A 24309-nucleotide genomic window follows, 5' to 3' on the forward strand; every position below is an offset into this window, starting at 1 on the left:
ATTGGCCCGCTACAGGTGTTCCACCTGGCCGAACTGGAGCTCGGCCAGGCGCGCGTACAACGGACTGCTGAGCACCAGCTCGGCATGTCGCCCCAGCGCCACCAGGCGGCCGTGCTCGATCACCGCGATCCGGTCAGCGTTGAGCACGGTCGCGAGCCGGTGGGCGATCACCAGCGTGGTGCGGTCGCGCATCAGGTCCGGTAGCGCCTGCTGGATCAGGTGTTCACTCTCGGCATCCAGGGCGCTGGTGGCCTCATCGAGCAACAGGATAGGCGCATCCACCAGCAGCGCACGGGCAATCGCCAGGCGCTGGCGCTGGCCGCCGGACAATCCCAGACCACTCTCGCCCAGGTGCGTCCGGTAGCCCTGCGGCAGGCGCAGAATGAATTCGTGGGCATGGGCCGCACGGGCAGCCGCTTCGACGTCCGCATCGCTGGCGCCGGGCCGGCCGTAGCGGATGTTCTCCTCCACCGTACCGAAGAACAGCGCCGGGTTCTGCGACACCAGTGCGAAGCTGCGGCGCAGGTCGGCCGGGTCGAGCTGGGCGATGGGCTGGCCGTCGATCAGGATGCGTCCCTGCTGCGGGTCGTAAAAACGCAGCAGCAGGTCGAACAGCGTCGACTTACCGGCGCCCGACGGGCCGACCAGTGCCAAGGTCTCGCCCGGCTCGACGCACAGGTCGATACCGTCGATGGCCCACTGCTCCGGACGCGACGGATAGGCGAAGCGCACGGCCTGCAATTCGATGCCGCCGACGATGCGCTCGGGCAGGCGCAGCAGGCCGCTGGTCGGGGCGACGATTTCGCTGCTCGCCCGCAGCAGTTCGGCGATGCGCTCGGCCGCGCCGGCCGCCCGCTGCAGTTCGCCGATCACCTCGCTCAGCGTGCCGAAGGCCATGCCGACAATCAGGCTGTAGAACACGAAGGCCGCGAGGTCGCCGGGACTGATGCGTCCGGCGATCACGTCCATGCCCCCCACCCAGAGCATCACGCCGACGGCGCCAAGCACCAGCAGGATCACCACGCTGACCAGCCAGGAGCGCTGGGTGATGCGCTTGCGCGCGGTGTCGAAGGCGTCTTCTACGGTGCGGCCGAAGCGCGCGCGGTCCTGCGCCTGGTGGTTGTAGGCCTGCACCGTCTTGATCTGGCCGAGGGACTCGCCGACATAGCTGCCCACGTCCGCCACGCGGTCCTGGCTGAGCCGTGAAAGGCTGCGGACGCGGCGGCCGAACAGCAGGATCGGCGCGATCACCAGCGGCAACGAAGCGACCACGATGCTGGTCAGCTTGGCGTTGGTGAAGAACATCAGGATCACCCCGCCCAGCAGCATCAGCACGTTGCGCAGCGCCATGGACAGCGAGGAGCCGATCACCGACTGCAGCAGCGTGGTATCGGCGGTCAGGCGCGACTGGATCTCCGAAGCACGGTTGTTCTCGTAGAAGCCGGGGTGAAGCTCGATCAGGTGATCGAACACGCGTTGACGGACGTCGGCCACGAAGCGCTCGCCGATCCACGACACCAGGTAGAAACGCACGAACGTACCCACCGCCAGGCACAGCACCAGCACGAAGAAGATACCGATGGCACGGCTGAGCAATTGTTCGGACTGGGTGATGAAGCCCTGGTCCACCAGCAGACGGATGCCCTGCCCCAGGGACAGGGTAATGGCGGCGGTGAACAGCAGCGCCAGCAGGGCCCCGAGGGCGCGCCAGCGGTACGGTGCAAGAAACGAGCGGGCTAGGCGCAGGGCGTTGCGCTGACGGGACGACAACAGGGACATGGCAGGCTCTGTACGGCCGGAATGGGCAGAGGGTAGCACCGCCGCCATACGCCGCGCGAAAGAGGTTGCGGGCAGGGCGATGGGACCGTTCGTTCCATAAACGCCCCGAGAGGTGCTCGTTTGATGTACAATGGGCGGCCAATTTGCGCAGACAGGTATGGCAGATATGACTACCAAGCCCTCCACCCGCCAGAAAGCCGCCCCCAAAGCTCCAGCCGCTACCGCGACCAGCGAAGCTCTGGAAGCCCAGATCGCCGCCTTCCTGAACTCCGGCGGTGAGATCCAGCAGATCGCCAAGGGCGTGACTGGTCAAAACTACGGTGCACCGAGCCGCCACATCAGTCTCGGCAAGAAGTAATATTCGCAGGCAGGCCTGCCGGCTACCGGCAGGCTGCCCGCCCTCTCTGCGTCACCCTCCCGGCGTTCCCCTCCCGCGTTGTACCCCGCTTTACACCAAAGCCTCCGCAATTCCGACCGTCCCGTATTGCCTCCGCACCGTGCACTGGGGCAGAGTCCGCCGATAGTCAGGACTTGGCCAACCCCAGGCCACTCGCAAGGAGCACCCCATGCTGCCCTCTCCGGAAAAGTTGCTGTCGCGCAACCTGCTCGATGTGCTGATCCGCGCCGGCCTGATCCTGCTGCTGGCCGTGTTCTGCTTCCGCATCTTCCATCCCTTCCTCGACCTGATGCTCTGGTCGGTGATCCTCGCCATCACCCTCTACCCCATGCACCAGTTGCTCAGCGGCTGGCTGGGCGACCGCCCGAACAGCGCGGCGAGCCTGATCGTGGTGTTGGGCCTGGTGATCCTGCTGGTGCCAGTGGTGGTGATCGGGCTGTCCATGGCCGACTCGGTGCGGGACCTGGTGCATGCCATCCAGAACCGCACCCTGCAGGTGCCGATGCCGCCGGACTCGGTGCAGAACTGGCCAGTGATCGGTCAGTACGTCTATCCCTTCTGGCATCGCGTGGCCACCGACTTCATGGGCGTGGCGCACCAGTTGGCGCCGCACCTGCAGGGCGTAGCGAAGAAGGTCGCCGGGCAGGCGGCAGGCGTCGGCATGGGGCTGATGCAGTTCCTCGCCGCCTTCGTCATCGCCGGGATCATCATGGCCTACGGCACGCTGGGCAGCCGCACCTCCCGCGACATCGCCATCCGCATCTCCGGACCGGATCGTGGTCCAGGCCTGGCCGAGCTGTGTACCGCCACCATTCGTGCAGTGGCCCAGGGCGTGGTGGGCGTGGCCTTCATCCAGACGCTCATCCTCGGCCTGGGCTTCATCGTCATGGGCATCCCCGGCGCCGGCCTGCTGGCCCTGGGCGTGTTGCTGCTGGGCATCACCCAGTTGCCGGTGGTGCTGATCACCCTGCCGGCGATCGCCTACGTGTTCATGACCAACGATTCGCTGCTGGTGTCTATCCTGTTCACCGTCTGGACCGTCGCCGGCGGCCTCTCGGACAACGTGCTCAAGCCGCTGATGTTCGGTCGCGGCAGCAAGGTGCCGATGGCGGTGATCCTGATCGGCGCCCTGGGCGGCATGCTCAGCAACGGCATCATCGGCCTGTTCGTCGGTCCGGTGGTGCTGGCCCTGGGTTACGAGTTGTTCATGTCCTGGGTTCACGAACGCGAGGCGCCTGTCGCGCCGCCCGTCGACTCCCCCGTGGAGCCGGCTCCCTAGCCCCCTCGCCCGCGGCCCTGAGGCGCGGGCGCTTACTCAGCAATGGAATGCGCACGATGTCGAAACACTGCTCACTTACCGCCGCACTGCTTGCCGCGGGCTTGCTGCTCTCCCCGCTGGCTTTCGCCGACGACACCACCACCGTATGGCCGGCGGTAGTCAACGCCGCCGACCAGCAACGCCTGACTACACTCGACTCGCAGGTCAAGCAACTGCTCGACCAGCTCCAGCAGAGTGAAGACGAAACCACCCGCAATGAAGCCCTGAACCTCTACCGCATCGTCCTGGAAGACCCGGAACCGCTCGCGGATAGCGCACTGACTGGCAACTGGAAATGCCGCTCGGTACAGCTCGAAGCGGAAGCGCTGTACGGCTACCCGAACTTCACGTGCACGGTGCACCAGACACCCAGGGGCCTATTCCTGGAAAAGACCAGCGGCTCGCAGCGCATCAGCGGCTACCTGCAGCGCCTGGATGACAAGCAACTGGTGTTCGTTGGCGGCGCCTCGGTGAACGACGACCCGCAGGTCAGCTACAGCGGGCTGGACCAGACAGCGGCGCGCGAGACCGATGTCGTCGGCGTAGTGCGCAATTCGCACGACGGTTTCGTGCTGCTGGTGCCCGAACAGCTCGGCGGCTACAACCTGTTCCGCTTCACCCGCTGAGCCTGCAAGGACTCAGAGCAGCGCCACCATCTCCTTGAGCGTCACCGCCCAGGTACCCTTCGCGTTGAGGTAGCGATAACCAAAGCGCGAACCATGGGCCTGGGTGGTGAGCACTGCATTCCAGGCCAACCCGCGCTGAAGATCATGGGCCGGGTCGAGCAGGAAGAAGGCGTCATCGCTCATCCCGACCGCCAGGCACCAGTGGCGGATATCGCTGTCCTTGCGGCCATGGAAGCCCAGCACCACCGGGATGTTCTCCTCCAGGTGCCGCCGGGTCAGCGCCACCATCCGCGTGCCATTGCCGCGCTCGACACGGTACTCCTTGTCACTGATGACCTTGAGCAGCTCCAGCAGGTCTGCGCCCGTGGTGCCGACGCGCACCAGCGTCTCGTGCTCGTTCAGCGCCTCCATCAGCCGCCCGTAGCGGGTGCGCGAATCCACCGGCGCCAGCCCCTTGGCTTGTCGCCGCCCCAACTGATTGCGGGCGAGCATGGCCATCACCAGGCAATACGGTCCGCAGGCACCGTCCATGTCACCCTGGCGCAGATGCACCTTCTCACCACGCCGGTTGGTCAGCCCGCCACTGCCGTGCTCGTCCAGGTCCCAGCCCAGGCCGTCGATCAGGGAGATCCGCATCGCGCTTCCTCGTTGTGGAGTCTGAGGTTGTGACCGGACACCGCACGGATCATTCCGCTGGCTTGCGGTTACAATGGCGGCTTTCCCCTGCCTGGTTCCCCGACATGCCCGAAGCCATCCGCCTCTCCAAGCGCCTCGCCGAGCTGCTGCCCTGTTCGCGCCGCGAAGCCGAGCTGTACATCGAGGGAGGCTGGGTCACGGTGGACGGCCAGCGCGTGGAAGAACCCCAATTCAAGGTCGACACCCAGCGTATCGAACTGCTGCCTGGCGCCTCTCCCGACCCGATTCCGCCAGTGACCCTCCTCGTGCACAAGCCGGTCGGCCTAGGCAGTGGCAACGGCGCCAACTCCGCTCAGCAGCTGCTGACGCCGGACAAGCGCTGGGCCGAGGACAATCTGCAGCAGCGCCTGCTGCGCAAACACTTCGGCCACCAGCTCAACACCACGGTGCTGGAGACCGACGCCAGCGGCCTGCTGGTCTACACCCAGAGCCGCGGCGTGCAACGCCGGCTGGTGGACGAGGCGGACAACATCGAGCACGAGTACGTGGTCGAGGTCAGCGGGCAGATCGTCGAAAATGGCCTGAAGCGCCTGTGCCGCGGCCTGGTGATCGACGGACGCGAGCTGCCGCCGCTGAAGGTCAGCTGGCAGAGCGAGAATCGCCTGCGCTTCGCCGGCAAGCAGTTCCGCCCCGGGCAGATCGCGGCGATGTGCCGCGCAGTCGGCCTGCACGCCCTGTCGATCCGCCGCCTGCGCCTGGGCGGCGTGGCCATGGGCAAGCTGCCAGCCGGTCAGTGGCGCTTCCTGCAGCCGGGCGAGAAGTTCTGAGCGTCTACCCGACCAAGGTCGCAGGCGCCCGCGAGTAGCCCGGGCGCCGCTCTGCTATGCGGCTTACAGCCGCTATCGATGGCGTCGATAGTGAACAGTCGACGCATTCAGTTCTCTTGATAGTCCGCGCGCGGCATCGTTGCCCCATCAACTCGCTGGCAGGAGATTCGCCGGCCCCGCAGTCGGGCCGCAGGGGCGAACGAGCTACCCGCGACTATCGCCCCCGACGGATCGTCAAGAGGACACCATCATGCAAGTCATTCTCGATTTCCTGCTGCTCGTCGGCTCCCTGGTGGAGCTGCTGCTCTACATCGCCCTGGCCAGCGTGGTACTGGCCACCGTCCTGCTGCTCAGCGGTATCGCCGTGCTGACCTTGCGCTCGCCAGGCTCGGCCGTGGTCATTCCCGATCGTCGTCCGTCGGTCAGCCGTCAGCCGCGTCCGGCGGTGAAACACCAGCTGGCCCGGCCCGTAGTGGTCGCGGTGGCGAACGATCCGATCCTGGCGAAGACCGCGTGAGTCGGTCCTCGCCAGCGAGTCAGTCCGAGACCGCCTGCGGGTAGCGCCCGAGCGCGGCCCCCAGATCACGCTCGAGCCCCCCGTCGCGCTGACCGCCGTTGTCCATCATCCAGCGCACCCGCTCCAGCGTCGCCGCTGCGGACATGTCCCCGACGAAGCGCTGCGACTCCTCCACCAACGCCGCCTGATCCGCCGCCGTCACCTGCTCCACCACCGCTTTCACATGGGCGATGCCCGCAGCCGGGAAGGCCGCGATACGCAGCGCCAGCGCCGTGCAGAACCCTTCCAGCTCTGCGTCCGCCAGCGCCCGGTTGATCCAGCCGTAGCGCTCCGCCGTCGCCGCATCGAAATCCTCGCCGCCCAGGCAGACCTCCAGCGCCCTGCCCCGCCCCAGCAACTGCGCCAGGCGCACCGTACCGCCCGCGCCGGGCAACAGGCCGACTGCCACTTCCGGCTGGCCGAGCAACGCGCGCTCGCGGGAGGCGAAGCGCATGTCGAGCGCCAGGAGGAATTCACTGCCGGCCCCACGCGCCCTGCCGCGCAGCTCGCCGATGGTCACCTGCGGTAACCGGCTGAATCGACTGAACAGCGCGCTGAGCGGGCTGGCCATGCCGGCGGGCAGTTTCATCGGCGGCGCATCCAGCTGGCTGCCGAGATCGTAGTGGGCGAGGAAGAAGTCCGGATTGGCACTGCGAAACAGCACCACGCGAATGTCGGCATCGCGCTCCAGTTCATCGGCCAGGTGCAACAGGTCGATGACCATGGCCCGATCGACCAGGTTGATCGGCGGGTGACGGAAGCTCACGACGGCAACGCCGTCGCGGTCTTCACGGGTGAACGTGCGGTAGTCGCTCATCGATGGGGCCTCCAGTGCGAAGGTCCGAGCATGCGCTGGGGCGCACAGGGCGCCCCAGCACTATCGATTCGCGGAATGGCCCGTCAGTGGTGACCGATACCCTGGTCTTCCAGGTGGTCCGCCTCGAACAGGGTTTCCAGCTCCTTGCGTGCCTCGCGGGCGGTCTGGATCACCGCGGTCTCGTCGTCGTAGACGCGATATTGCGCCATCAGCACCGCTTCGTCGTGCCGCTTGAAGCGGCGGATGCGCGCGGCGACCTGCTCCTCGTTCAGGCCCAGGCCAGTGAGCAGCAGGCGGCTCATCTCCAGGCTCGAGTGGAAGGTCTCGCGCACCGGCGTCGCGTCGGCGTCCAGCAGGTGGTAAACGTGCTGGCGGTTACGTGCCCGGCCGATGACTTTCATGTGCGGATAGAGCTTGCGCACCAGCCGTGCGGTCTCGATGTTGGTCTGCGGGTCGTCGGTGGCGACGACGAAGAACTCGGCCTTTTCCACCTGGGCGGCGCGCAGGATCTCCGGACGCAACGGATCGCCGTAGAAGATCGGGATGTTGCCGTAGCTGCGGGTCAGCTCGATGGTGTCCACCGAGGTATCCAGCGCGACGAAGGGCACGCCCTGGGCACGCATGATACGGGCGACCACCTGGCCCATCCGGCCCATGCCGGCGATGACCACGCGCGGCGCGTCATCCGGCAGTTGGCGGTATTCGGGCGGCGGCTCGCGCAGGACGGCCGGCTTGGGCTTGATGCCACGTGCCAGCCCAAGCACCAGCAGCGGCGTCATCGCCATGGACAGGGTGATGCACAGCACCAGCAGCGAGTGCAATTTGCTGTCCATCAGCCCCTGGGCCAAGGCCAGCTTGAACACCACGAAGGCGAACTCGCCGCCGGCACCCAGCAGCACGCCCAGACGGATCGCCGAGACCTTGTCCAAGCCGCCGGCCAGGCGGCCGATGAGGAACAGCAGCGGCAGTTTGATACCCACCAGCAGCAGGGTCAGGCCGAGCACCACGAGCGGCTCGCTCTTGAGCAGGCCAAGGTTGGCGCTCATGCCCACGCTGATGAAGAACAGACCCAGCAACAGGCCCTTGAAGGGCTCGATCTGCGCTTCCAGTTCGTGGCGGTATTCCGAGTCCGCCAGCAGCAGGCCGGCGAGGAAGGCGCCCAGGCCCATGGACACGCCGGCCCACTCCATCAGCCAGGCAGTACCGACTACTACCAGCAATGCGGTGGCGGTCGACAGGTCAGCCTGGCCGGTACGGGCCACCGAACGGAACACCGGACGCAGCAGGAAGCGCCCACCGATCACCACCACGGCGATGCTGCCGACCACTTCCATGACATGGGCCAGGTCACCGCCCGGTGCCGTCGAATCGGCGCGTGCGCCCAGCAGTGGGATCATCGCGATCAGCGGGATCGCGGCGATGTCCTGGAACAGCAGGATGGCGAAACCGAGACGGCCGTAGGGGCTGTTCAGCTCCTTGCGCTCGGCGAGGATCTGCAGGCCGAAGGCAGTGGACGACAGCGCCAGGCCGCCGCCCAGCACCACGGAAGTGTTCACCGGCATATCGAAGGCCAGCACCGCGACGCTACCGATGGCCAGCGCGGTGAGCAGCACCTGGGCCAGACCCACGCCGAACACCTGCTTGCGCATCACCCACAGGCGCTTGGGCGAGAGCTCCAGGCCGATGATGAAAAGCAGCAGCACCACGCCCAGCTCGGAGAGGCTGGCGACGCTTTCGGGGTTGTCGATCAGCCCCAGCAGCGACGGGCCGATGAATACCCCCGCGAGCAGGTAGCCGAGCACCGCGCCCAGTTGCAGACGCTTGGCCAGCGGCACCATGAATACCGCCGCGAGCAGGAAGACCACTGCCGACTGCAGGTAGTTCGTCCCATGTTCCATCTATCAAGACTCCTTGGAAGGGTTGGGGCGAAGCGAAGATCCACCCACGTCGTTCATCTCACACGTCCAGCGCCACACCCTCGGCCAGCAGGTGTCGCTGGAACTGCCCGGCCAGGGCATCCACCTGATCCCAGGGCTGCTCGTAGCGCTCCGCCAGCGCCACGTGGCTGCTGGCACGCACACGGGCCTCGAGCCCGCAGTTTTCATAGAAGGCGTTGACCGCCGCGACCATTGGTTCGCGCTGGTTTTCCATCAGGATGGCGCCGTGGGCCAGCACCACGTAGCGCCCGTCGCTGGGCCGACGGCGCCAGCGCTGGGCGGTGCCCACCAGCTTGCGCCCTCCCAGGTTGACGTTGTAACGGCCATCGCAGAACGCGCCATCCACTTCCCCCAGCCCCGGATCGAGGCCGAGGGCGGCCAGCCAGTCACAGAGCGGCTGGCAGAGACGCAGGTAGGCGGTTTCAATGCGCGTCTGCTCGTTGTCGCTGGGCGGAATCGCGTAGACCAGGGCGACGTTGAGCACCCCTGCAGACTGCGGCACCGGCTCGCCGCCGGTGTCACGCAGGGCGATCGGCCAGCCCAGCCCGGCACAGGCCACCTCGGCGGCAGCAAAGCCCTCCAGGCGGCTCAGCCGGCGTGGCATCACCAGGGATTGCTCCAGCGGGCTCCAGAACAGCAGGCCACTGTCGCGCTCACCGGCAAAGGCGGCATCGAGCAGCGCGCGTTCGGCGTCCAGACCTTGCTGTGCCGACAGTCGTTGCACCTTATTCATGAGAGCAACCATGGTTTCATGAGAGCGTCCTAGGATTAACCGGGGTGCGGACTATGCCCGCCGAGGGCTTATCCGACAATCTTGCGGGCCATTTTGTTGCCGTGCTCGGAAATTTCAGCGTAGCGGCCTGTGACAACCGCGACATCGCGCCAAGTCACGTCGATTTCACTCCGCCCCACAGCGAAGCGGCGCTGCGTCTATCCTGCTACAGGCCGGCACTTGCGCAGGAGGCCAGAGCCCGTGTCCAGGACGTTGCTTCAGCGTCTGCACCACGCCATTGCCGTCAACGACACACTGGCGCTGCCGATCGCCCGGGAAAACCTGCGGCGCCTGTATTTTTCCGCCCTGCTGGCGGTGCCCTTCGACCTGATCCACATCCTGGTATTCCGCCTCAACCTGCAGGGCTCCAGCCCCGAATACGACGGCTGGCGGCTGGATATCATCCGCGTCCACGCCGTGGTCGCCGTGCTCTTCACCCTCCTTGGCCTGCTCGCCTGGCTGGCCGCGCCACCACGCCGCAACGCGTCGCTGCGCTACATGCAGACCCTCACCGTGCTGGGCAGCGCCCTGGTGCTGGGATTCGGCATCGCCATCACCGGCGCCGACCAGCAGGTCACCAGCAGCATCACCCCCTTCCTCATGGCTGCGGTCGCCACGGCGTTGCTCATCCTGCTGCGCCCGAGTCTGGCCGTCATCCTCTACATCCTCGCCTTGGCCGCCTTCGAGTTGACCATGGCCCTCACCCAGTCCAGCCCGCAGCTGCGCCTGTCGAACCAGATGGGCGGACTGACCATCTGCGGCATCGGCCTGGTGCTGTCGTTCATCCTCTGGCACGGCCACGTTCGCAACCTGCGCCAGCGCGAGTTCCTGCGCCAGCAACGGCTGGAACTGGAGGAGAAGAACCGCCAGCTGGAATACCTCGCCGGCCACGACCCGCTGACCGGACTGTTCAACCGCCGACAGTTCGATCAACTGGTAAGCATGGAATTGTCGCGCGCGGCACGCCAGCCGGCGCCGATCAGCCTGCTCATGGTGGACCTGGATCATTTCAAGTTCATCAACGACCGCTACGGCCATCCGCTGGGGGACGAAGTCATCCGCCACACCGCCACGCTCCTGCGCAACTACACGCGCACCGGCGACAGCGTGGCGCGCTTGGGTGGCGAGGAGTTTCTGCTGCTCCTGCCGGACACCGCGCAATTCCAGGCACGCACCATCGCCGAAAAGGTGCGCCGGCTACTGGAGGAAACCCCGCTGCCGATAAAGGACGGCCTGCTCTACCTCACCGCGAGCTTCGGCATCGCCTGCCTGGAAGCCGGCATACCGGGCACCTACGAGGGGCTCTACGCAGCGGCGGACAAGGCGCTGTACAAGGCCAAGGCGTGCGGCCGCAACCGGGTGGAAGTCATCGAGCTGGGGACGGAGATGGGGACGTTCGATTGAAGAACTAAGAACGGAGTACAGCGGATGCCAAGGGGGGAGGACGGCAGGAAAGCCCCTCTCCCCAACCCTCTCCCTAAAGGGAGAGGGTGGTGAGCACCGCAGAGGGCTTGACCGTCCGCGAGCAAGGACCTGACGTCCCCCTCGGCAAAACAAGAAAACCGTCTTACTGCGCGTACTTGCGCGTCAGTCCCGGCGGCACGCCACTGCTGTCGGTCTCGGTCCAGGGCCCTTGCGGACCGACGCTCCAATACCAGCCGCTGTCCCAATGGTAGTAGGTGCGCTGGCGGTAATAGAGATCCTTCTGCCCCTGGATCACGTATACGCCGAGGCTGGCATCCCAGCGTCCCTGGCCGCCAGGCGGCGGAGCGAACTGGGTCGGTCGCCTGGACGCAGCCGACGGCTTGGACGGCTGCGGCGTGATGGGCGAGCTGGATGTCCTGGCCGGCGGGATCGGCTTGCTCGGCTGCGAGGGCGGCGACGTCTGCACGGGCGGCTGCTCCGGCTGCTGCGGTTGCACCACGCACCCCCCCAGTACCAGCATGGCGCTCAACGCCAGCACTCTGCCCTTCATCGCTCAACCCTCTCGTGTCGTATTACTTCTGATCCGGGCTGTCGATTGTCACGCTCTGCTCGCCCGCCTGGGAAGTAGACAACGAAGCGCTTCGTCCGATCCATTCCCCGGCAGTGGCATTGCCAGCGCGTGAGATGCGCGCCACCAGTTGCACCTGCGGATGCTGGGAGAGCTTGAGCTGCGGCATCATCGCATCGGCGTCGCTCAGCGACACCTCGCTGGGCAGGTCGGAAACCCTCAGACGCTTAACCGCCAGCGGCATTGGCGGACCACTCACGGCGCGTGCGAAAACGAACACGCTGTCGTCGGGCTTGACCTGGCCCTTCACGGCGTCGGTCAGGTCGACCTTCACCTTCAGGGTCACGCCAGCGGTGGCAGCAACTGGCGCGTCCGGCGGGGTCTGGCCCTTTTCGACCATGCGCTGGCGGGCACGCTCGATACCACCGGCGATGGCGTCGCGGGACGGATCGTCCTGCGGCAGCACGGCGACCAGGCGGCCCCAGTAGTCGATGGCGTCGGCGTACTTCTCGTCCTCGAAGGCAGCAATGCCGAGCAGGCCGAGGGTGGTGACTTCCTGCGGGTCCTTCTTCAGCGCTTCGTCGGCCAGATCACGGACCTGCGGGCTGAGTGCCTTGTCGCCGGCGAAATACAGCGCCTGGGCCCACTGGCCGAGCACCTCCGGCTGCCGTCCGGACAGGCGTGCAGCCTGTTCGAAGGCCTTGGAGGCGTCACCAGCGCGGTTCTGGGTCATATAGGTACGCCCGAGGAAGTACCAGCCCTCGGCAGAATCCGGCTGGGCCTTCAGCGCGCGCTCCAGGCGAGCGGTCATCTCCTCCATGGACTTGGGCGCGGTGGCAAATTCGCGGGCGAGCTCGACCTTGTCACTAGCGCCCCAATGCAGATAGAGCCCCAGGGCGAGGAACGGCAACACCAGCGCAGCCACCAGCGGCGCTGCGCGGCCGAGGCGTGAGCGGCGGTCATCGCCGGCTCCCTCGGTGTCGGTGAGCAGCTCCCGGGCGGCTTCGGCGCGACCAGCCTCGAACTGCGCGACGTCAAGGGTGCCGGCGTCACGCTGGGTAGCCAGCTCGGCCAGGCGCTCCTGGTACAGGGCGACGTTGAGGGCGGTGCGGTCTTCCTCGGCCTGGGCCTTGCGGCCGCGCAGCAGAGGGACGAGGAGAAATGCCAGGGCCACCAGCAACAGCAGGCCGGCAGCGAGCCAGAAATCGATCATTTGTCTTGGTTATCCAGCAATTGGTCGAGACGCGCCTGCTCCTCGGCGGACAGCGTGGTGGAAGCGGCAGCGGCCGGGCGACGGCGGCGCACGACGATGGCGCCAATGACGATCACGCCCAGGCCCAGCAGCGCGGCGGGACCGAACCAGAGCAGCCAGGTGCGCTCGCTGATTTCGGGCTTGTAGCGCACGAACTCGCCGTAGCGGTCGACCATGTAGTCAACGATCTGCTGGTTGCTCTTGCCGGCCGCCATCTGGGTGTAGATCTGCTTGCGCAGGTCCGCGGCGATCGGCGCGTTGGAGTCGGCGATGTCCTGGTTCTGGCACTTGGGGCAACGCAGCTCGGTGGTCAGGTCGCGGAAACGCTCGCGCTCGGCGTCATTGGCGAACTCGTAGGTATCGATGGCGGCGTGGGCGATGCCGGTCAGCGTTAGGCCCAGCGCCGCGGCAGCAAGAAGGCGCTTCATTTGCCCTCCGCGTCGTCGACCAGTCCCTGGTAGATCGGTGCCAACTGCTCGCGCCAGACCTTCTCGTCGACGGCGCCGACCAGCTTGTGCCGGATGATGCCGTCCTTGTCGATGATGTAGGTCTCTGGTGCGCCATACACGCCCAGGTCGAGGCCCAGGGTGCCCTGTGCGTCGGCGATGTTCATCAGGTAGGGGTTGTGCAGCTCCTTGAGCCACTTCTGCGCTGCGGCGCCATCGTCCTTGTAGTTGATGCCGTAGATCACCACGCCCTTGGCGGCGAGATCGGTGAGCACCGGATGTTCGAAGCGGCAGGTCGGGCACCAGGTACCCCAGACGTTGACCAGCGCCGGCTTGCCCTTGATATCGGCTTCGGTGTAGGTCTTGCCCGGCTCGGTGACGCTGGGCAGGGAGAACGCCGGGAACGGCTTGCCGATCAGCGCCGAGGGCAGTTCGCTGGGGTCCAGCCACAGGCCACGGAAGAGGAACACCGCGACGACCAGGAAGATCGCCAGGGGCAACAGCAGGATCGCACGCTTCACACTCAGGCTCCCTGTCCGGCGAGGCCCAGGGCCTCGCGTACACGCGTTTTCACTTTGAGGCGATAGCGACGGTCCAGCGCCGCCAGCACGCCACCCAGGGCCATCAGCAGGCCGCCGAGCCAGATGAAGCGCACGAAGGGCTTGATGTGCACGCGCACGGCCCAGGCGCCGTTGTCCAGCGGCTCACCCAGGGCGACGTAGAGGTCGCGGGTCAGGCTGCCGTGGATGCCGGCCTCGGTCATCATCGAGTTCTGCACGCTGTACAGGCGCTTCTCCGGGTGCAGCACGGCAACTTCAGAGCCGTTGCGGGTCACGCGGATGGTGCCCTTGTCGGAGGTGAAGTTCGGGCCTTCGAAGTGATGGGTGCCCTCGAAGCGGAACTGGTAACCGGCCAGCTCCACCGACTCGCCCGGCGCCATGCGCAGGTCGCGCTGGGCGCTGAACTGGCTGGTGAGAACCACGCCGATGGCACAGATGGCGATACCGAAGTGCGCCAGTTGCATGCCCCAGTAGCTGCGGTTGAGGCCCGCGGCACCGGCAATCACGCCCTTGTGGCGAACCTTGTCGAAGAAGTCACGGACGCCGGCCAGCACCACCCAGGCCGCCAGCATGAACACCGTCAGGACTTCCCAGTGCAGCTCGCCATACAGGAAGCTGCCGAGACCGCCGAGCACCACGGTGCCGATCAGGACCGGGGTGAGCATGTTGCGCAGCCAGCGCGTCGGGGTGTCCTTCCAGCGCACCAGCACGCCGACCGCCAGGGCCAGCATGAGGATGGCGATCAACGGCACGAACAGCGCATTGAAGTACGGCGGGCCGACCGACAGCTTGGCACCGCTGATGGCATCGAGCACCAGCGGGTAGAGGGTGCCCAGCAGGATCATCGAGGCGGTGACCACCAGGATCAGATTGTTCAGCAGCAGCAGGGTCTCGCGTGACCACAGGGCGAAGCCGACCTGGCTCTTGACCACCGGCGCGCGCAGGGCAAACAGCGTCAGCGAGCCACCGACCACCAGCAGCAGGAAGGCAAGGATGAATACGCCACGCTCGGGGTCCGAGGCGAAGGCATGCACCGAGGTCAGCACGCCGGAGCGCACCAGGAAGGTACCCAGCAGGCTCAGGGAGAAGGCCGCGATGGCCAGCAGCACGGTCCAGCTCTTGAACACGCCGCGTTTCTCGGTCACGGCCAGCGAGTGGATCAGCGCGGTGCCCACCAGCCAAGGCATGAAGGAAGCGTTTTCCACCGGGTCCCAGAACCACCAGCCCCCCCAGCCCAGTTCGTAGTAGGCCCACCAGGAGCCGAGCACGATGCCGACGCCGAGGAAGGTCCAGGCCACCAGGGTCCAGGGGCGCGACCAGCGTGCCCAGGCCGCGTCCAGGCGTCCGCCAAGCAGCGCGGCGATGGCGAAGGCGAAGGCCACCGAGAAACCCACGTAGCCCATGTAGAGCATCGGTGGGTGGAAGATCAGCCCCGGGTCCTGCAGCAGCGGATTGAGATCGTTGCCGTCGGCCGGCACCTGCGGCAGCAGGCGGCTGAAGGGGTTGGAGGTGATGATCAGGAACAGCAGGAAACCGGTGCTGATCATGCCCATCACGGCCAGCACACGCGCCAGCATCACTTCCGGCAGTTGGCGGGAGAATACCGACACCGCGAAGGTCCAGCCGCCGAGGATCAGTGCCCAGAGCAGCAGCGAGCCTTCGTGGGCGCCCCACACGGCGCTGAACTTGTAGAACCAGGGCAGCGCGCTGTTGGAGTTGCTGGCGACGTAGGCGACCGAGAAATCATCGTGGAGGAAGGCCCACGTCAGGCAGCCGAAGGAGAACAGCAGGAAGGCGAACTGCCCCCAGGCAGCCGGGCGTGCCAGGCTCATCCACTGGCGATCGCCGCGCCAGGCACCGACCAGCGGGAAGAACGACATCACCAGCGCCATGCACAGCGCGAGGATCAGCGAGAGGTGACCGAGTTCGGGAATCATCGTCAGTTGCTCCCCTGTTGCGGTGCGGCATTGCCGTTCTGGCTGGCTTCGTAGTGTTCCAGCTTGCCGCTGTCCTTGAGCGCCTTGGTGACTTCCGGCGGCATGTACTTCTCGTCGTGCTTGGCCAGGACTTCATCGGCGGTCAGCACGCCGGCTTCGTCGATCTTGCCCAGGGCAACGATGCCCTGCCCCTCGCGGAACAGGTCCGGGAGGATGCCGCGGTACTTCACGGTGACTTCCTTGGCGAAGTCGGTGACCACGAATTCCACGTCCAGCGAATCCGCCGAGCGCTTGAGCGAGCCCTTCTCGACCATGCCGCCGGCGCGGATGCGCGTATCGTGCGGCGCTTCGCCGTTGGCGATCTGGGTCGGGGTGTAGAACAGGTTGATGTTTTCCTGCAGCGCGGACAGCGCCAGGCTGACGGCGACACCGACGCCGGCGACGATGGCCAGGACGATGTACAGACGCTTCTTGCGGACCGGATTCACTTGCTGGCCTCCCGGCGCAGACGACGCGCCTCTTCTTGCAGGTAACGCCGGCGCGCCACGATCGGCGAGACGACGTTGATCGCCAGGACCACCAGGCAGATGGCGTAGGCGGACCACACGTAAGGGCCATGGTGCCCCATGGCGACGAAATCGGAGAAGGACTCGAAACTCATAGCGCGCGCTCCACCACGGCCTTGACCCAGCTCGCGCGGGCTTCGCGCTTCAGCACCTCCAGGCGCATGCGCATCATCAGCACCACGGCGAAGAAGCAGTAGAAGCCAGCGACCATCATCAGCAGCGGGATCCACATCTCCGGCGGCATCGGCGGCTTCTCGGTAAGAGTGAAGGTGGCCGGCTGGTGAAGGGTGTTCCACCAGTCCACCGAGTACTTGATGATCGGGATGTTCACCACGCCGACGATGGCCAGCACGGCGCAGGCCTTGGCCGCGCTGTCGCGGTTGGTGATGGCCTGGCCGAGGGCGATGATGCCGAAATACAAGAACAGCAGGATCAGCATGGAGGTCAGGCGCGCGTCCCAGACCCACCAGGCGCCCCAGGTCGGCTTGCCCCAGATGGCGCCGGTGACCAGCGCGACGAAGGTCATCCAGGCGCCGATGGGCGCGGCGCACTGCACGGCGACGTCGGCGATCTTCATCTTCCAGATCAGCCCGATCGCGCCGGCCACGGCCAGCATCACGTAGCAGGACTGGGCGAGGAACGCCGCCGGCACGTGGATATAGATGATGCGGAAGCTGTTGCCCTGCTGGTAATCCGGCGGCGCGAAGGCCAGGCCCCAGACGGTGCCGGCAACCATCAGCACGATCGCGGCGACCGCGAACCAGGGCATCCAGCGTCCGCTGATCTCGTAGAACCACTTGGGCGAGCCAAGCTTGTGAAACCAAGTCCAGTTCATCATCAGGCTCTGTAATTCAAAGCTCTAGTCTGCCGCCGGTGCCGCTTCCCAGCCCGGCGATCGTTCGTTCACTCGCCGACGCTGATCTTCAGCCCGGCGGCGATGGCAAAGGGCGTCAGCGTCAATGCTAACGCCGTCAGGCTGGCCAGCCACAACAGGTGCCCGGCGGTGGGCAGCCCTTGCAGCGACGCCTGCAGCGCTCCGCTGCCCAGGATCAGCACCGGAATGTAGAGCGGCAGAATCAGCAAGGCCAGCAGCAGGCCGCCTCGCTTCAAGCCCACGGTAAGGGCCGCGCCGACCGCGCCCAGCAGGCTAAGAATCGGCGTGCCCAGCAGCAACGACAGCAACAGGTCGGGCAGGCAGCGCACCGGCAGGCCCAGCATCAGGGCGAACAGCGGCGACAGCAGCACCAGCGCCAGCCCTGAAACCAGCCAGTGTGCCAGCACTTTGGCCAGGACCAGTAGTGGCAGGGGGTGCGGCGAAAGGACCCACTGTTCCAGGGAACCATCCTCGAAATCGCTGCGGAACAGGCCGTCCAGCGACAGCAGCACCGCCAGCAATGCCGCGACCCAGACCAGGCCCGGCGAGAGGCTCTTGAGCATTTCCGATTCGGGGCCGACTGCCAGCGGGAACAGTGCGATGACGATGCCGAAGAACACCAAAGGATTAGCCAGCTCCGCCGGACGGCGGAACAACAGGCGCGCTTCGCGGGCGAGCAGCAGGGTGAAGACGTTGCTCATCGCGCCGCCACCTCCCGTGCATGCTGGCCCAGATCGAGCGCGCGATAGCCTTTTGGCATGCGTTCCAGCGTGTGGTGGGTAGTAAGCACGACCAGACCACCGCGCTCGCAATGGCCAGCCAGGTGTTCTTCCAGCTGCGCCACGCCCTGCTTGTCCAGGGCGGTGAAGGGTTCGTCGAGGATCCACAACGGCGGCGCGTCCAGGTACAGGCGCGCCAGGGCCACGCGGCGCTGCTGGCCCGCAGACAGGGTATGACAGGGAACGTCCTCGAAGCCGCGCAGGCCGACGGCTTCCAGTGCTTGCCAGATGGCATCACGGTTGGCCGGCTGGTGCAGAGCGCAGAGCCAGGCGAGGTTTTCCTCGGCGGTCAGCAAGCCCTTGATACCCGCGGCGTGACCGATCCACAGCAGCAGGCGGGCCAGTTCGTGGCGTTGCTCGGTCAACGGCTGGCCATTGAGCAGTACATCACCGGCAGTGGGCTGCATCAGCCCGCTGAGCAGACGCAACAGGCTGGTCTTGCCGCTGCCGTTGGGGCCGACAATCTGTAGCATCTCGCCAGCGCCCAGTCGCAAATCGAGACGTTCGAACAGCATGCGCCAGTCCCGCTCGCAGGCGAGCGCCACGGTTTCGAGGAGGGGATGGTTCAAGGGCATTGGCAACCGTCGGGCAGAAAACAGTCAGTGGTGCAAAAATGCGGCCATACCGCCCGAGCCGCCAAGCACGGCCTCGGGCGGCGCATTATACACAGCCGTTCCTACGCCCGACGTCAGGTTTTTCGACAGGGTGTAACGCGCCTCAGGCCCTGCGCCGGGCTCCTGGGCCATCGTGATCGTCCGGCTGCGCCTCTTCGTCGCGGGCACGACGGGTATGCATGGTGCTGATCGGCGAACGCTCCTGTTGCTCGATCAGGCTATGGGTGTGCCGCGAGATGTAGGCGTGGTTGGCCGGGATATCACGATTGACGAAGGCTGCCGCTCCCACCGAGACATTGTCGCCAATGCTGAGGCCGTCCCCGATGATGCAGACGTTGGCGCCAAGGCTGACGTTGTCGCCGATGACAATCGGTGCGCTGCCGTCGTTCTTCTGGCCGATGGTGGTGTTCTGGAAGATGCTGAAGTTCTTGCCGATCACCGCCTTGCGGGTGATCACGATGCCCACCAGGTGTGGGATGTAGAGCCCCTCACCGATCGGTATGGTGATGGGAATCTCGATGCCGAAGCGCTCGGCCAGGCGATCACCCAGGCGCTTGGCGCGCTTCTGCCAGAAGGCGCTGGGGCTGGAGTGCAGGTACTGGGCGACGCGGAACCAGAACATGTAACGATACCGGGCACGCTGCCGGCAGCGACGATGAAGCCGAGTCCAGCTGAAGCGGCTTTGCTCGCCACCCAGAATCTCGATTCGCCACAGCCGTTTCAATTCCGCGAAGGTCATTACTGCATTCCACGTGATTCAGCCTGCGGTCCCTGCGGCAATGAAAACGCAATATTACTCTGATAGCGCCCAGCGGCACAAAACAACGCTGCGTTCACCAGAAAGCAACAATCGCTGCAGCCTTTGCAACACGCGGGTTTTCGACGCGTCCACGGCGAGCGATGCTGTCATTGTGCCCCTGAATCCTTAACCCTCTCTTAAAATCCCTGGGCAACGAAAACGGGCCCTCGCCGTCCTCGATCGGGGTCGTTTGGGGCGGCTCCAACCGTCCGAACGGTCTAAAGTGCGCACAATCGCCGCCGATACATTGGGCGCAATCCCGTCACACCGCCTACAGGTCCCCGATGCCGAGCGAAATTGGCGCTTCCCGTCCGCTACCACCCACGCCGTCGCTGCGCAATGCGCAGAACGCCGCCGAGCTGACGCTCAAGCTCGCACAGAGCCTGGGTGACCTGCTGCCGCCGGGAGACAAGGCCCACGCGGAAGTACTGGCGGTACGCGACGGGCAGGTGAATTTCCAGTTGCTGCTGCGCCTGACCATGACCAGCGGCCAGCAGGCACTCGTGGTCGCGGAGAGCCCCCAGGCACTGCCCAAGGGCAGCACGCTGCAGCTCTCGACGCTGACCCAGACCAACCTCGCTGCCACCCTGCTGAGCCAGCCGAGCCTTGGCTCGATTGGCCTGAGCAGCTCCAGCCAGTCGCCGCTGGGCAGCCTCGACCTCGACGTGCTGCCAGTTGGCACGCTGATCCAGGGCAAGGTGGACGCCAGCCAATTGATTGCCCAGGGCAAGGCCGAACAGGCGATATACAAGGTCCTGGTCACGCTGCTCAATACGCCGCTGGCTGGGCGCCAGCTGAGCATCGAGTCGCCCAATCCGCTGCCGCTGAACAGCCTGCTCAGCGCTCGCGTCCAGGACCAACAGGCACTGCAGTTCTTGCCCATGAACGCCCGCCTGGACCAGCTCGATCTGAGCCTGCAGCTCAGCTCGCAGCAAGCCCGCCAGGGATCGCTGGAGGGGCTGTTCAAGGCACTGCAAGGCACCGGCAGTGCCCCGGACGTGAGTCCCGAGCTGCGTCAGGCAGTGGACAAGCTGCTTGGCGCACTCCCGGACGTGCGCCAGCTCAGCGATGCGAAGGGCGTTGCTCAAGCTTTCCAGCAGAGCGGCGTGTTCCTCGAAGGCCAACTGCTGCGAGGCGTCGAGGGCCTTCCCCAGGACCTCAAGGCCAACCTGCTGCGGTTGATCGCCCAACTGCTGCCAGCCGTCCAGAGTGGCAGCGCAGCTGCGGTACTGAGCAACCTGCCCAGCAATGCGCTGGCCGGTGCCAACAACCTGGCGCAGGCCATGCCCGCCTTCGTCCGCAACGCCCTCGGCGTGATCGGCCAGACCAGTGGACGCACGCTGCCACCGGCCAGCTTCCCGCTGCCCAGCCGGCTGGCCAACGAACTGGAGGAAGAAGGCGACCTCGAGTCCCTGCTCAAACTCGCTGCTGCCGCGGTTTCCCGCCTGCAGACACACCAGTTGGGCAGTCTCGCGCAGAGCGACGTCCTCCCCGATGGCACGGTAGTGAATACCTGGCAGCTGGAAATTCCCCTGCGCCACCAGCATCAGATGGTGCCGATCCAGGTGCGCATCCAGCAGGAAGAAAAAGACAGCGCGACGGGAGAGCGGGAACAACAGACCCGCGACATGCTCTGGCGCGTCGACCTGGCTTTCGACCTGGACAGTCTCGGCCCACTGCAGGTCCAGGCCACCCTGGCCCACGGCAGCATCGGTACCCAGCTGTGGGCCGAACGCGCCGCTACCGCCAGTCTGATCGATGGCGAACTGGGCACCCTGCGTCAGCGCCTGAACGACGCAGGCCTGACCGTGGGCGAACTGAGCTGCCGCCAGGGCAAAGCCCCCCAGGGCGCACGGACATCCGTGGAGCAGCGCTGGGTGGATGAGACCGCATGAAGAAGAACAGAAAGGCGCCACGCCAGGTCATCGCACTCAATTACGACGGGCAGAATGCGCCGACTCTCACCGCCAAGGGGGACGATGAACTGGCGGAAACCATTCTCGCCATCGCCCGTCACCACGAGGTGCCGATCTACGAGAACGGCGAGCTGGTGCGCCTGCTGGCGCGCCTGGAATTGGGCGATGCGATTCCCGAGGCGCTCTACCGCACCATCGCCGAGATCATCGCCTTCGCCTGGTACCTCAAGGGCAAAAGCCCACTGAACGACGCACCGGACACGCCGCCGGACGCGATTCCCCTGCTGCTGGAAGGACCGCAGTCCCGGCGCAGGTAGCCCAGGTCAGCCGCGGCATTCGCAGCCGGTACGGAACGGCGGCAGCTCGTTGGCTGGAGCGAAATCGCTGAACTCGCTGACCGACTGGCGGATCGGCTGCTCGTCCTCGCTGTGGTAAAGGACCATGCTGTTGGTCACTTCGCGGAGTTGCGCCAGGGACAACGGCTTGTCCAGCACATCCAGCAGCGGCACACGGTTGGCCCAGGCCCATTGCAGCAGACCGCGCTTTTCCTCGGTGCTGTAATTCCCGACCAGCAGGAACTGGCGGAAGGTGTTGCTACGGCTCAGCGCCTTCAGGCTCAGCAATTCGTTGGGGCCGGGACGGAAGTCGTCATGGATGAACAGGCTGTAGCGCTGCCGGGAGGCGAGCGCCTTGCGCACCTCATCCAGGTTCAGACACAGGCTCAGGTGGTAGAACTCCAGCCGATTGAGCAGCACGCTGTAGCTCAGAAGCCGGCCAGGGTGTGAGCACAGCACCATGACCCGCCGGGAAGTGGTCGCCATATCGATGGCCTCAGAAAAGTTTGACGAGGCCAATTTAGCGACGATTTGCCGCCACTATTATCAGACGAGTCCTAATTGCCCGTAGTGGAATCCTTACAATGCAGGGAGACCGACAGGCGGTGAAGGAATCGCCGTTCTGCGCGCAGGCAGAAGCGGACGTGGCGTGGGATCAGTCCCGCGCCTTGCCCTGATGCAGGCGGGCGACCAGCTCGGCTTCGGCCTGTGACAGGCCGCAGCTCTGGGTGAGGTCCTCAGGGCTGGCGCCCATGCCGACCAGGCGCGCGGCCTGGCTGAAGGACAGGCTGGTAGGGTCACGCTGCTCGATGCGCCCCAGACGCTCGGGCAGCGGCGCGACCTGCTTGCTCAGCTCGCGCAGCTCTTCGCCCATGCGGATATTGATCTGCTGGTACGACTCGATGCGCTTGCCCTGCTCTTTCAGGCGCTGCTCGAACACCGCCAATTGCTTGGCCAGCTGTACCGACTGGGCCTCCTGGGCCCGCTGTCGGCCGGACAACCAGACGCAGGCCGTTGCGAGGCCCGCGCAGGCGATACCGAGTACAACCAGGGCGATCAGCACCTCAGATGCTCTCCAGCTCCGACCACTCTTCCTCGGTCATCATCTTGTCCAGCTCGACCAGGATCAGCAGCTCGCCGTTCTTGTTGCAGACGCCCTGGATGAATTTGGCCGATTCCTCGTTACCGACATTCGGCGCGGTCTCGATTTCGGACTGGCGCAGATAGACGACCTCAGCGACGCTGTCGACCAGGATGCCCACCACCTGCTTGTCGGCTTCGATGATGACGATGCGGGTGTTGTCCGAGATCGGCGCCGGATCCAGGCCGAAGCGCTGGCGGGTGTCGATCACGGTGACCACGTTACCGCGCAGGTTGATGATGCCCAGCACGTAGCTCGGGGCACCGGGGACCGGCGCGATCTCGGTGTAGCGCAGCACTTCCTGGACCTGCATCACGTTGATGCCGTAGGTCTCGTTGTCCAGGCGGAAGGTGACCCACTGCAGAATCGGATCTTCGGCACCTTGCGCTGACGTTTTTTTCATATCCCCTCGCCTCTTCTGGTTCCACGCCGCCTGCGGCGCGGAGGTTTTCTTTCAAGTCAGGTTTGCACCCAGCCTCAAGGCTGCAGGCGCTTCGCCGCGCCGCTGGCGATCAGTTCGGCCAGGGCCGAGACATCGAGCAACGCGCACATCTGGTCGATCACCGTACCGGCCAGCCACGGGCGCTGCTGGCGCTGGGAGCGCCACTTCACCTCGGACGGATCCAGGCGCACCGAGCGGCTGACCTGGTGCACCGCCAGCCCCCACTCGTAGCCCTGCACGGAAATCACGTACTGCAGCCCCTCGCGGTAATCGTCGCGGTAGCGCTCGGGCATCACCCAGCGCGCGGTGTCGAGTACCTTCAGGTTGCCGTTCTGGCCCGGCAGGATGCCCAGGAACCAGTCCGGCTGGCCGAACAGCGGAGTCAGGTCGTGTCCCGCCAACGGATAGATCGAGCCCAGGCACACCAGCGGCACCGCCAGGGTCAGCCCGGCAACGTCGAACAGCAGGCACTCGAAGGGCTCGGCGGCCCACACTGGCCGGCCATCATCCAGCAGCTTCAGCGGTGCGGCGGGCATCTCGGCGCTGCCCGGCTGGTGCAGGTCGATGACCTGGCCGATCGGCAGCGGCAATTCGTTGACAGCGCGCTCCGCAAGGACCGGCGCCTCGGCGACCGGGAGCGGCTCGGGCAGGCTCAGTTCGGCCACCGGAGACTGGGCAACCGACGCACGAACGGCAACGCTCAGGCGCGCATCGCGGACCTGCTCTTCCAGCACTGCCGCCTCGAACTCGTCGAGGCTGACACTGGTTTCCGCGACAACCGCAGCCTGGGGCTCGGCGATCAGCGGCGCGACCGGCTCGCTGACCACCAGCGCAACCGGGGCCACGGGAGCCGGCGCGACAGGCGCCGCAACAGGCTGCGCCACCGGTGCCGGCGCGAAGTCTTCGAACGTGGCCTCCTGCAGCAGCGCATCCAGGTAGGACTGCAGCGCAAGCTGGGGGCGAGTGGCGGTAGCGGAACGACTCATGATT

At 66.0% G+C, this 24309-nt stretch carries 28 protein-coding genes; 8 read left to right on the forward strand and 20 right to left on the reverse strand.

From position 1 onward, the window contains the following. Positions 1–9: 9 nt before the first annotated feature. The gene (locus tag AC1ZV1_RS21195; RefSeq protein WP_484293477.1) at positions 10–1779 is read right to left on the reverse strand and encodes an ABC transporter transmembrane domain-containing protein; all 1770 of its coding nucleotides are present in this window, start codon (positions 1777–1779) and stop codon (positions 10–12) included. A 157-nt stretch (positions 1780–1936) separates the two neighbouring features. Between AC1ZV1_RS21195 and AC1ZV1_RS21200 the strand changes: the two genes are divergently transcribed. From AC1ZV1_RS21200 to AC1ZV1_RS21210, 3 genes are all read left to right on the forward strand, one after another. After that, positions 1937–2137 carry a hypothetical protein gene (locus AC1ZV1_RS21200; RefSeq protein ID WP_024765957.1) on the forward strand — a complete coding sequence of 67 codons (201 nt, stop codon included), beginning with the start codon at positions 1937–1939 and terminating at the stop codon, positions 2135–2137. A gap of 208 nt (positions 2138–2345) precedes the next feature. Continuing rightward, on the forward strand, positions 2346–3455 hold the full coding sequence (locus tag AC1ZV1_RS21205) for an AI-2E family transporter (RefSeq protein WP_484293478.1): 1110 nt from the start codon (positions 2346–2348) through the stop codon (positions 3453–3455). A 56-nt stretch (positions 3456–3511) separates the two neighbouring features. Further along, positions 3512–4120 (forward strand): DUF4893 domain-containing protein, encoded by a 609-nt coding sequence (locus AC1ZV1_RS21210; protein WP_484293479.1) that lies wholly within the window; start codon positions 3512–3514, stop codon positions 4118–4120. Between the two features lie 12 nt (positions 4121–4132). On the opposite strand, the gene AC1ZV1_RS21215 is transcribed toward AC1ZV1_RS21210, so the two are convergent. Next, entirely contained in the window at positions 4133–4756 is a 624-nt protein-coding gene (locus AC1ZV1_RS21215) for a hypothetical protein (protein WP_484293480.1), read from the reverse strand. Between the two features lie 104 nt (positions 4757–4860). Between AC1ZV1_RS21215 and AC1ZV1_RS21220 the strand changes: the two genes are divergently transcribed. Both AC1ZV1_RS21220 and AC1ZV1_RS21225 read left to right on the forward strand, forming a co-directional pair. Then, on the forward strand, positions 4861–5583 hold the full coding sequence (locus AC1ZV1_RS21220; RefSeq protein WP_484293481.1) for an RNA pseudouridine synthase: 723 nt from the start codon (positions 4861–4863) through the stop codon (positions 5581–5583). A gap of 250 nt (positions 5584–5833) precedes the next feature. Then, on the forward strand, positions 5834–6100 hold the full coding sequence (locus tag AC1ZV1_RS21225; protein WP_484293482.1) for a hypothetical protein: 267 nt from the start codon (positions 5834–5836) through the stop codon (positions 6098–6100). Between the two features lie 19 nt (positions 6101–6119). On the opposite strand, the gene AC1ZV1_RS21230 is transcribed toward AC1ZV1_RS21225, so the two are convergent. The 3 genes from AC1ZV1_RS21230 to AC1ZV1_RS21240 form a co-directional block, all read right to left on the reverse strand. Continuing rightward, positions 6120–6956 (reverse strand): enoyl-CoA hydratase/isomerase family protein, encoded by an 837-nt coding sequence (locus AC1ZV1_RS21230; protein ID WP_484293483.1) that lies wholly within the window; start codon positions 6954–6956, stop codon positions 6120–6122. 83 nt (positions 6957–7039) lie between these two features. Further along, positions 7040–8854, reverse strand: a complete 1815-nt coding sequence (locus AC1ZV1_RS21235) for a monovalent cation:proton antiporter-2 (CPA2) family protein (protein WP_484293484.1) — start codon at positions 8852–8854, stop codon at positions 7040–7042. A 58-nt stretch (positions 8855–8912) separates the two neighbouring features. After that, positions 8913–9626, reverse strand: a complete 714-nt coding sequence (locus tag AC1ZV1_RS21240; protein ID WP_484293485.1) for a lipoate--protein ligase family protein — start codon at positions 9624–9626, stop codon at positions 8913–8915. 240 nt (positions 9627–9866) lie between these two features. On the opposite strand from AC1ZV1_RS21240, the gene AC1ZV1_RS21245 reads away from it, so the two are divergent. Continuing rightward, the gene (locus tag AC1ZV1_RS21245) at positions 9867–11069 is read left to right on the forward strand and encodes a GGDEF domain-containing protein (RefSeq protein ID WP_484293486.1); all 1203 of its coding nucleotides are present in this window, start codon (positions 9867–9869) and stop codon (positions 11067–11069) included. Positions 11070–11232: 163 nt separating this feature from the next. On the opposite strand, the gene AC1ZV1_RS21250 is transcribed toward AC1ZV1_RS21245, so the two are convergent. The 11 genes from AC1ZV1_RS21250 to AC1ZV1_RS21300 all read right to left on the reverse strand — a co-directional run bounded on the left by AC1ZV1_RS21250 (position 11233) and on the right by AC1ZV1_RS21300 (position 19308). Further along, positions 11233–11640, reverse strand: a complete 408-nt coding sequence (locus AC1ZV1_RS21250; protein ID WP_484293487.1) for a hypothetical protein — start codon at positions 11638–11640, stop codon at positions 11233–11235. Positions 11641–11662: 22 nt separating this feature from the next. Continuing rightward, positions 11663–12871, reverse strand: a complete 1209-nt coding sequence (gene ccmI, locus AC1ZV1_RS21255) for a c-type cytochrome biogenesis protein CcmI (RefSeq protein WP_484293488.1) — start codon at positions 12869–12871, stop codon at positions 11663–11665. Next, entirely contained in the window at positions 12868–13338 is a 471-nt protein-coding gene (locus tag AC1ZV1_RS21260; protein ID WP_484293489.1) for a cytochrome c-type biogenesis protein, read from the reverse strand. Before AC1ZV1_RS21260 ends, ccmI begins: the two co-directional genes overlap by 4 nt. Further along, on the reverse strand, positions 13335–13877 hold the full coding sequence (dsbE, locus tag AC1ZV1_RS21265; RefSeq protein WP_484293490.1) for a thiol:disulfide interchange protein DsbE: 543 nt from the start codon (positions 13875–13877) through the stop codon (positions 13335–13337). Before dsbE ends, AC1ZV1_RS21260 begins: the two co-directional genes overlap by 4 nt. A 2-nt stretch (positions 13878–13879) precedes the next feature. Next, positions 13880–15853 (reverse strand): heme lyase CcmF/NrfE family subunit, encoded by a 1974-nt coding sequence (locus AC1ZV1_RS21270; RefSeq protein WP_484293491.1) that lies wholly within the window; start codon positions 15851–15853, stop codon positions 13880–13882. 2 nt (positions 15854–15855) lie between these two features. After that, positions 15856–16341 carry a cytochrome c maturation protein CcmE gene (gene ccmE / locus AC1ZV1_RS21275; RefSeq protein WP_484293492.1) on the reverse strand — a complete coding sequence of 162 codons (486 nt, stop codon included), beginning with the start codon at positions 16339–16341 and terminating at the stop codon, positions 15856–15858. After that, the gene (gene ccmD / locus AC1ZV1_RS21280) at positions 16338–16514 is read right to left on the reverse strand and encodes a heme exporter protein CcmD (RefSeq protein ID WP_484293493.1); all 177 of its coding nucleotides are present in this window, start codon (positions 16512–16514) and stop codon (positions 16338–16340) included. The genes ccmE and ccmD overlap by 4 nt, the downstream gene beginning before the upstream one ends. Beyond that, a complete protein-coding gene (locus AC1ZV1_RS21285) occupies positions 16511–17257 on the reverse strand; it encodes a heme ABC transporter permease (RefSeq protein WP_484293494.1) in 747 nt (248 codons plus the stop codon). Before AC1ZV1_RS21285 ends, ccmD begins: the two co-directional genes overlap by 4 nt. A 65-nt stretch (positions 17258–17322) precedes the next feature. Beyond that, positions 17323–17994 (reverse strand): heme exporter protein CcmB, encoded by a 672-nt coding sequence (ccmB, locus tag AC1ZV1_RS21290; protein ID WP_484293495.1) that lies wholly within the window; start codon positions 17992–17994, stop codon positions 17323–17325. Then, entirely contained in the window at positions 17991–18647 is a 657-nt protein-coding gene (gene ccmA, locus AC1ZV1_RS21295) for a cytochrome c biogenesis heme-transporting ATPase CcmA (RefSeq protein WP_484293496.1), read from the reverse strand. The genes ccmB and ccmA overlap by 4 nt, the downstream gene beginning before the upstream one ends. 142 nt (positions 18648–18789) lie before the next feature. After that, positions 18790–19308 carry a serine acetyltransferase gene (locus AC1ZV1_RS21300; protein ID WP_484293497.1) on the reverse strand — a complete coding sequence of 173 codons (519 nt, stop codon included), beginning with the start codon at positions 19306–19308 and terminating at the stop codon, positions 18790–18792. 461 nt (positions 19309–19769) lie between these two features. Between AC1ZV1_RS21300 and fliK the strand changes: the two genes are divergently transcribed. Further along, entirely contained in the window at positions 19770–21380 is a 1611-nt protein-coding gene (gene fliK / locus AC1ZV1_RS21305) for a flagellar hook-length control protein FliK (RefSeq protein WP_484293498.1), read from the forward strand. After that, a complete protein-coding gene (locus AC1ZV1_RS21310; RefSeq protein WP_484293499.1) occupies positions 21377–21718 on the forward strand; it encodes an EscU/YscU/HrcU family type III secretion system export apparatus switch protein in 342 nt (113 codons plus the stop codon). Before fliK ends, AC1ZV1_RS21310 begins: the two co-directional genes overlap by 4 nt. A gap of 6 nt (positions 21719–21724) precedes the next feature. Here the strand turns inward: AC1ZV1_RS21310 and AC1ZV1_RS21315 are convergent, their stop codons facing one another. The 4 genes from AC1ZV1_RS21315 to AC1ZV1_RS21330 form a co-directional block, all read right to left on the reverse strand. Then, a complete protein-coding gene (locus AC1ZV1_RS21315; protein ID WP_484293500.1) occupies positions 21725–22222 on the reverse strand; it encodes a hypothetical protein in 498 nt (165 codons plus the stop codon). Positions 22223–22391: 169 nt separating this feature from the next. Next, entirely contained in the window at positions 22392–22799 is a 408-nt protein-coding gene (locus tag AC1ZV1_RS21320; protein WP_484293501.1) for a DUF2802 domain-containing protein, read from the reverse strand. Position 22800: 1 nt separating this feature from the next. Continuing rightward, positions 22801–23280, reverse strand: coding sequence for a chemotaxis protein CheW (locus tag AC1ZV1_RS21325; protein ID WP_484293502.1), 480 nt, complete (start codon positions 23278–23280; stop codon positions 22801–22803). Between the two features lie 74 nt (positions 23281–23354). Next, positions 23355–24305, reverse strand: a complete 951-nt coding sequence (locus AC1ZV1_RS21330; RefSeq protein WP_484293503.1) for a CheW domain-containing protein — start codon at positions 24303–24305, stop codon at positions 23355–23357. Between the last annotated feature and the right edge of the window lie 4 nt (positions 24306–24309).

Source organism: Pseudomonas sp. BB438 (assembly GCF_057180225.1).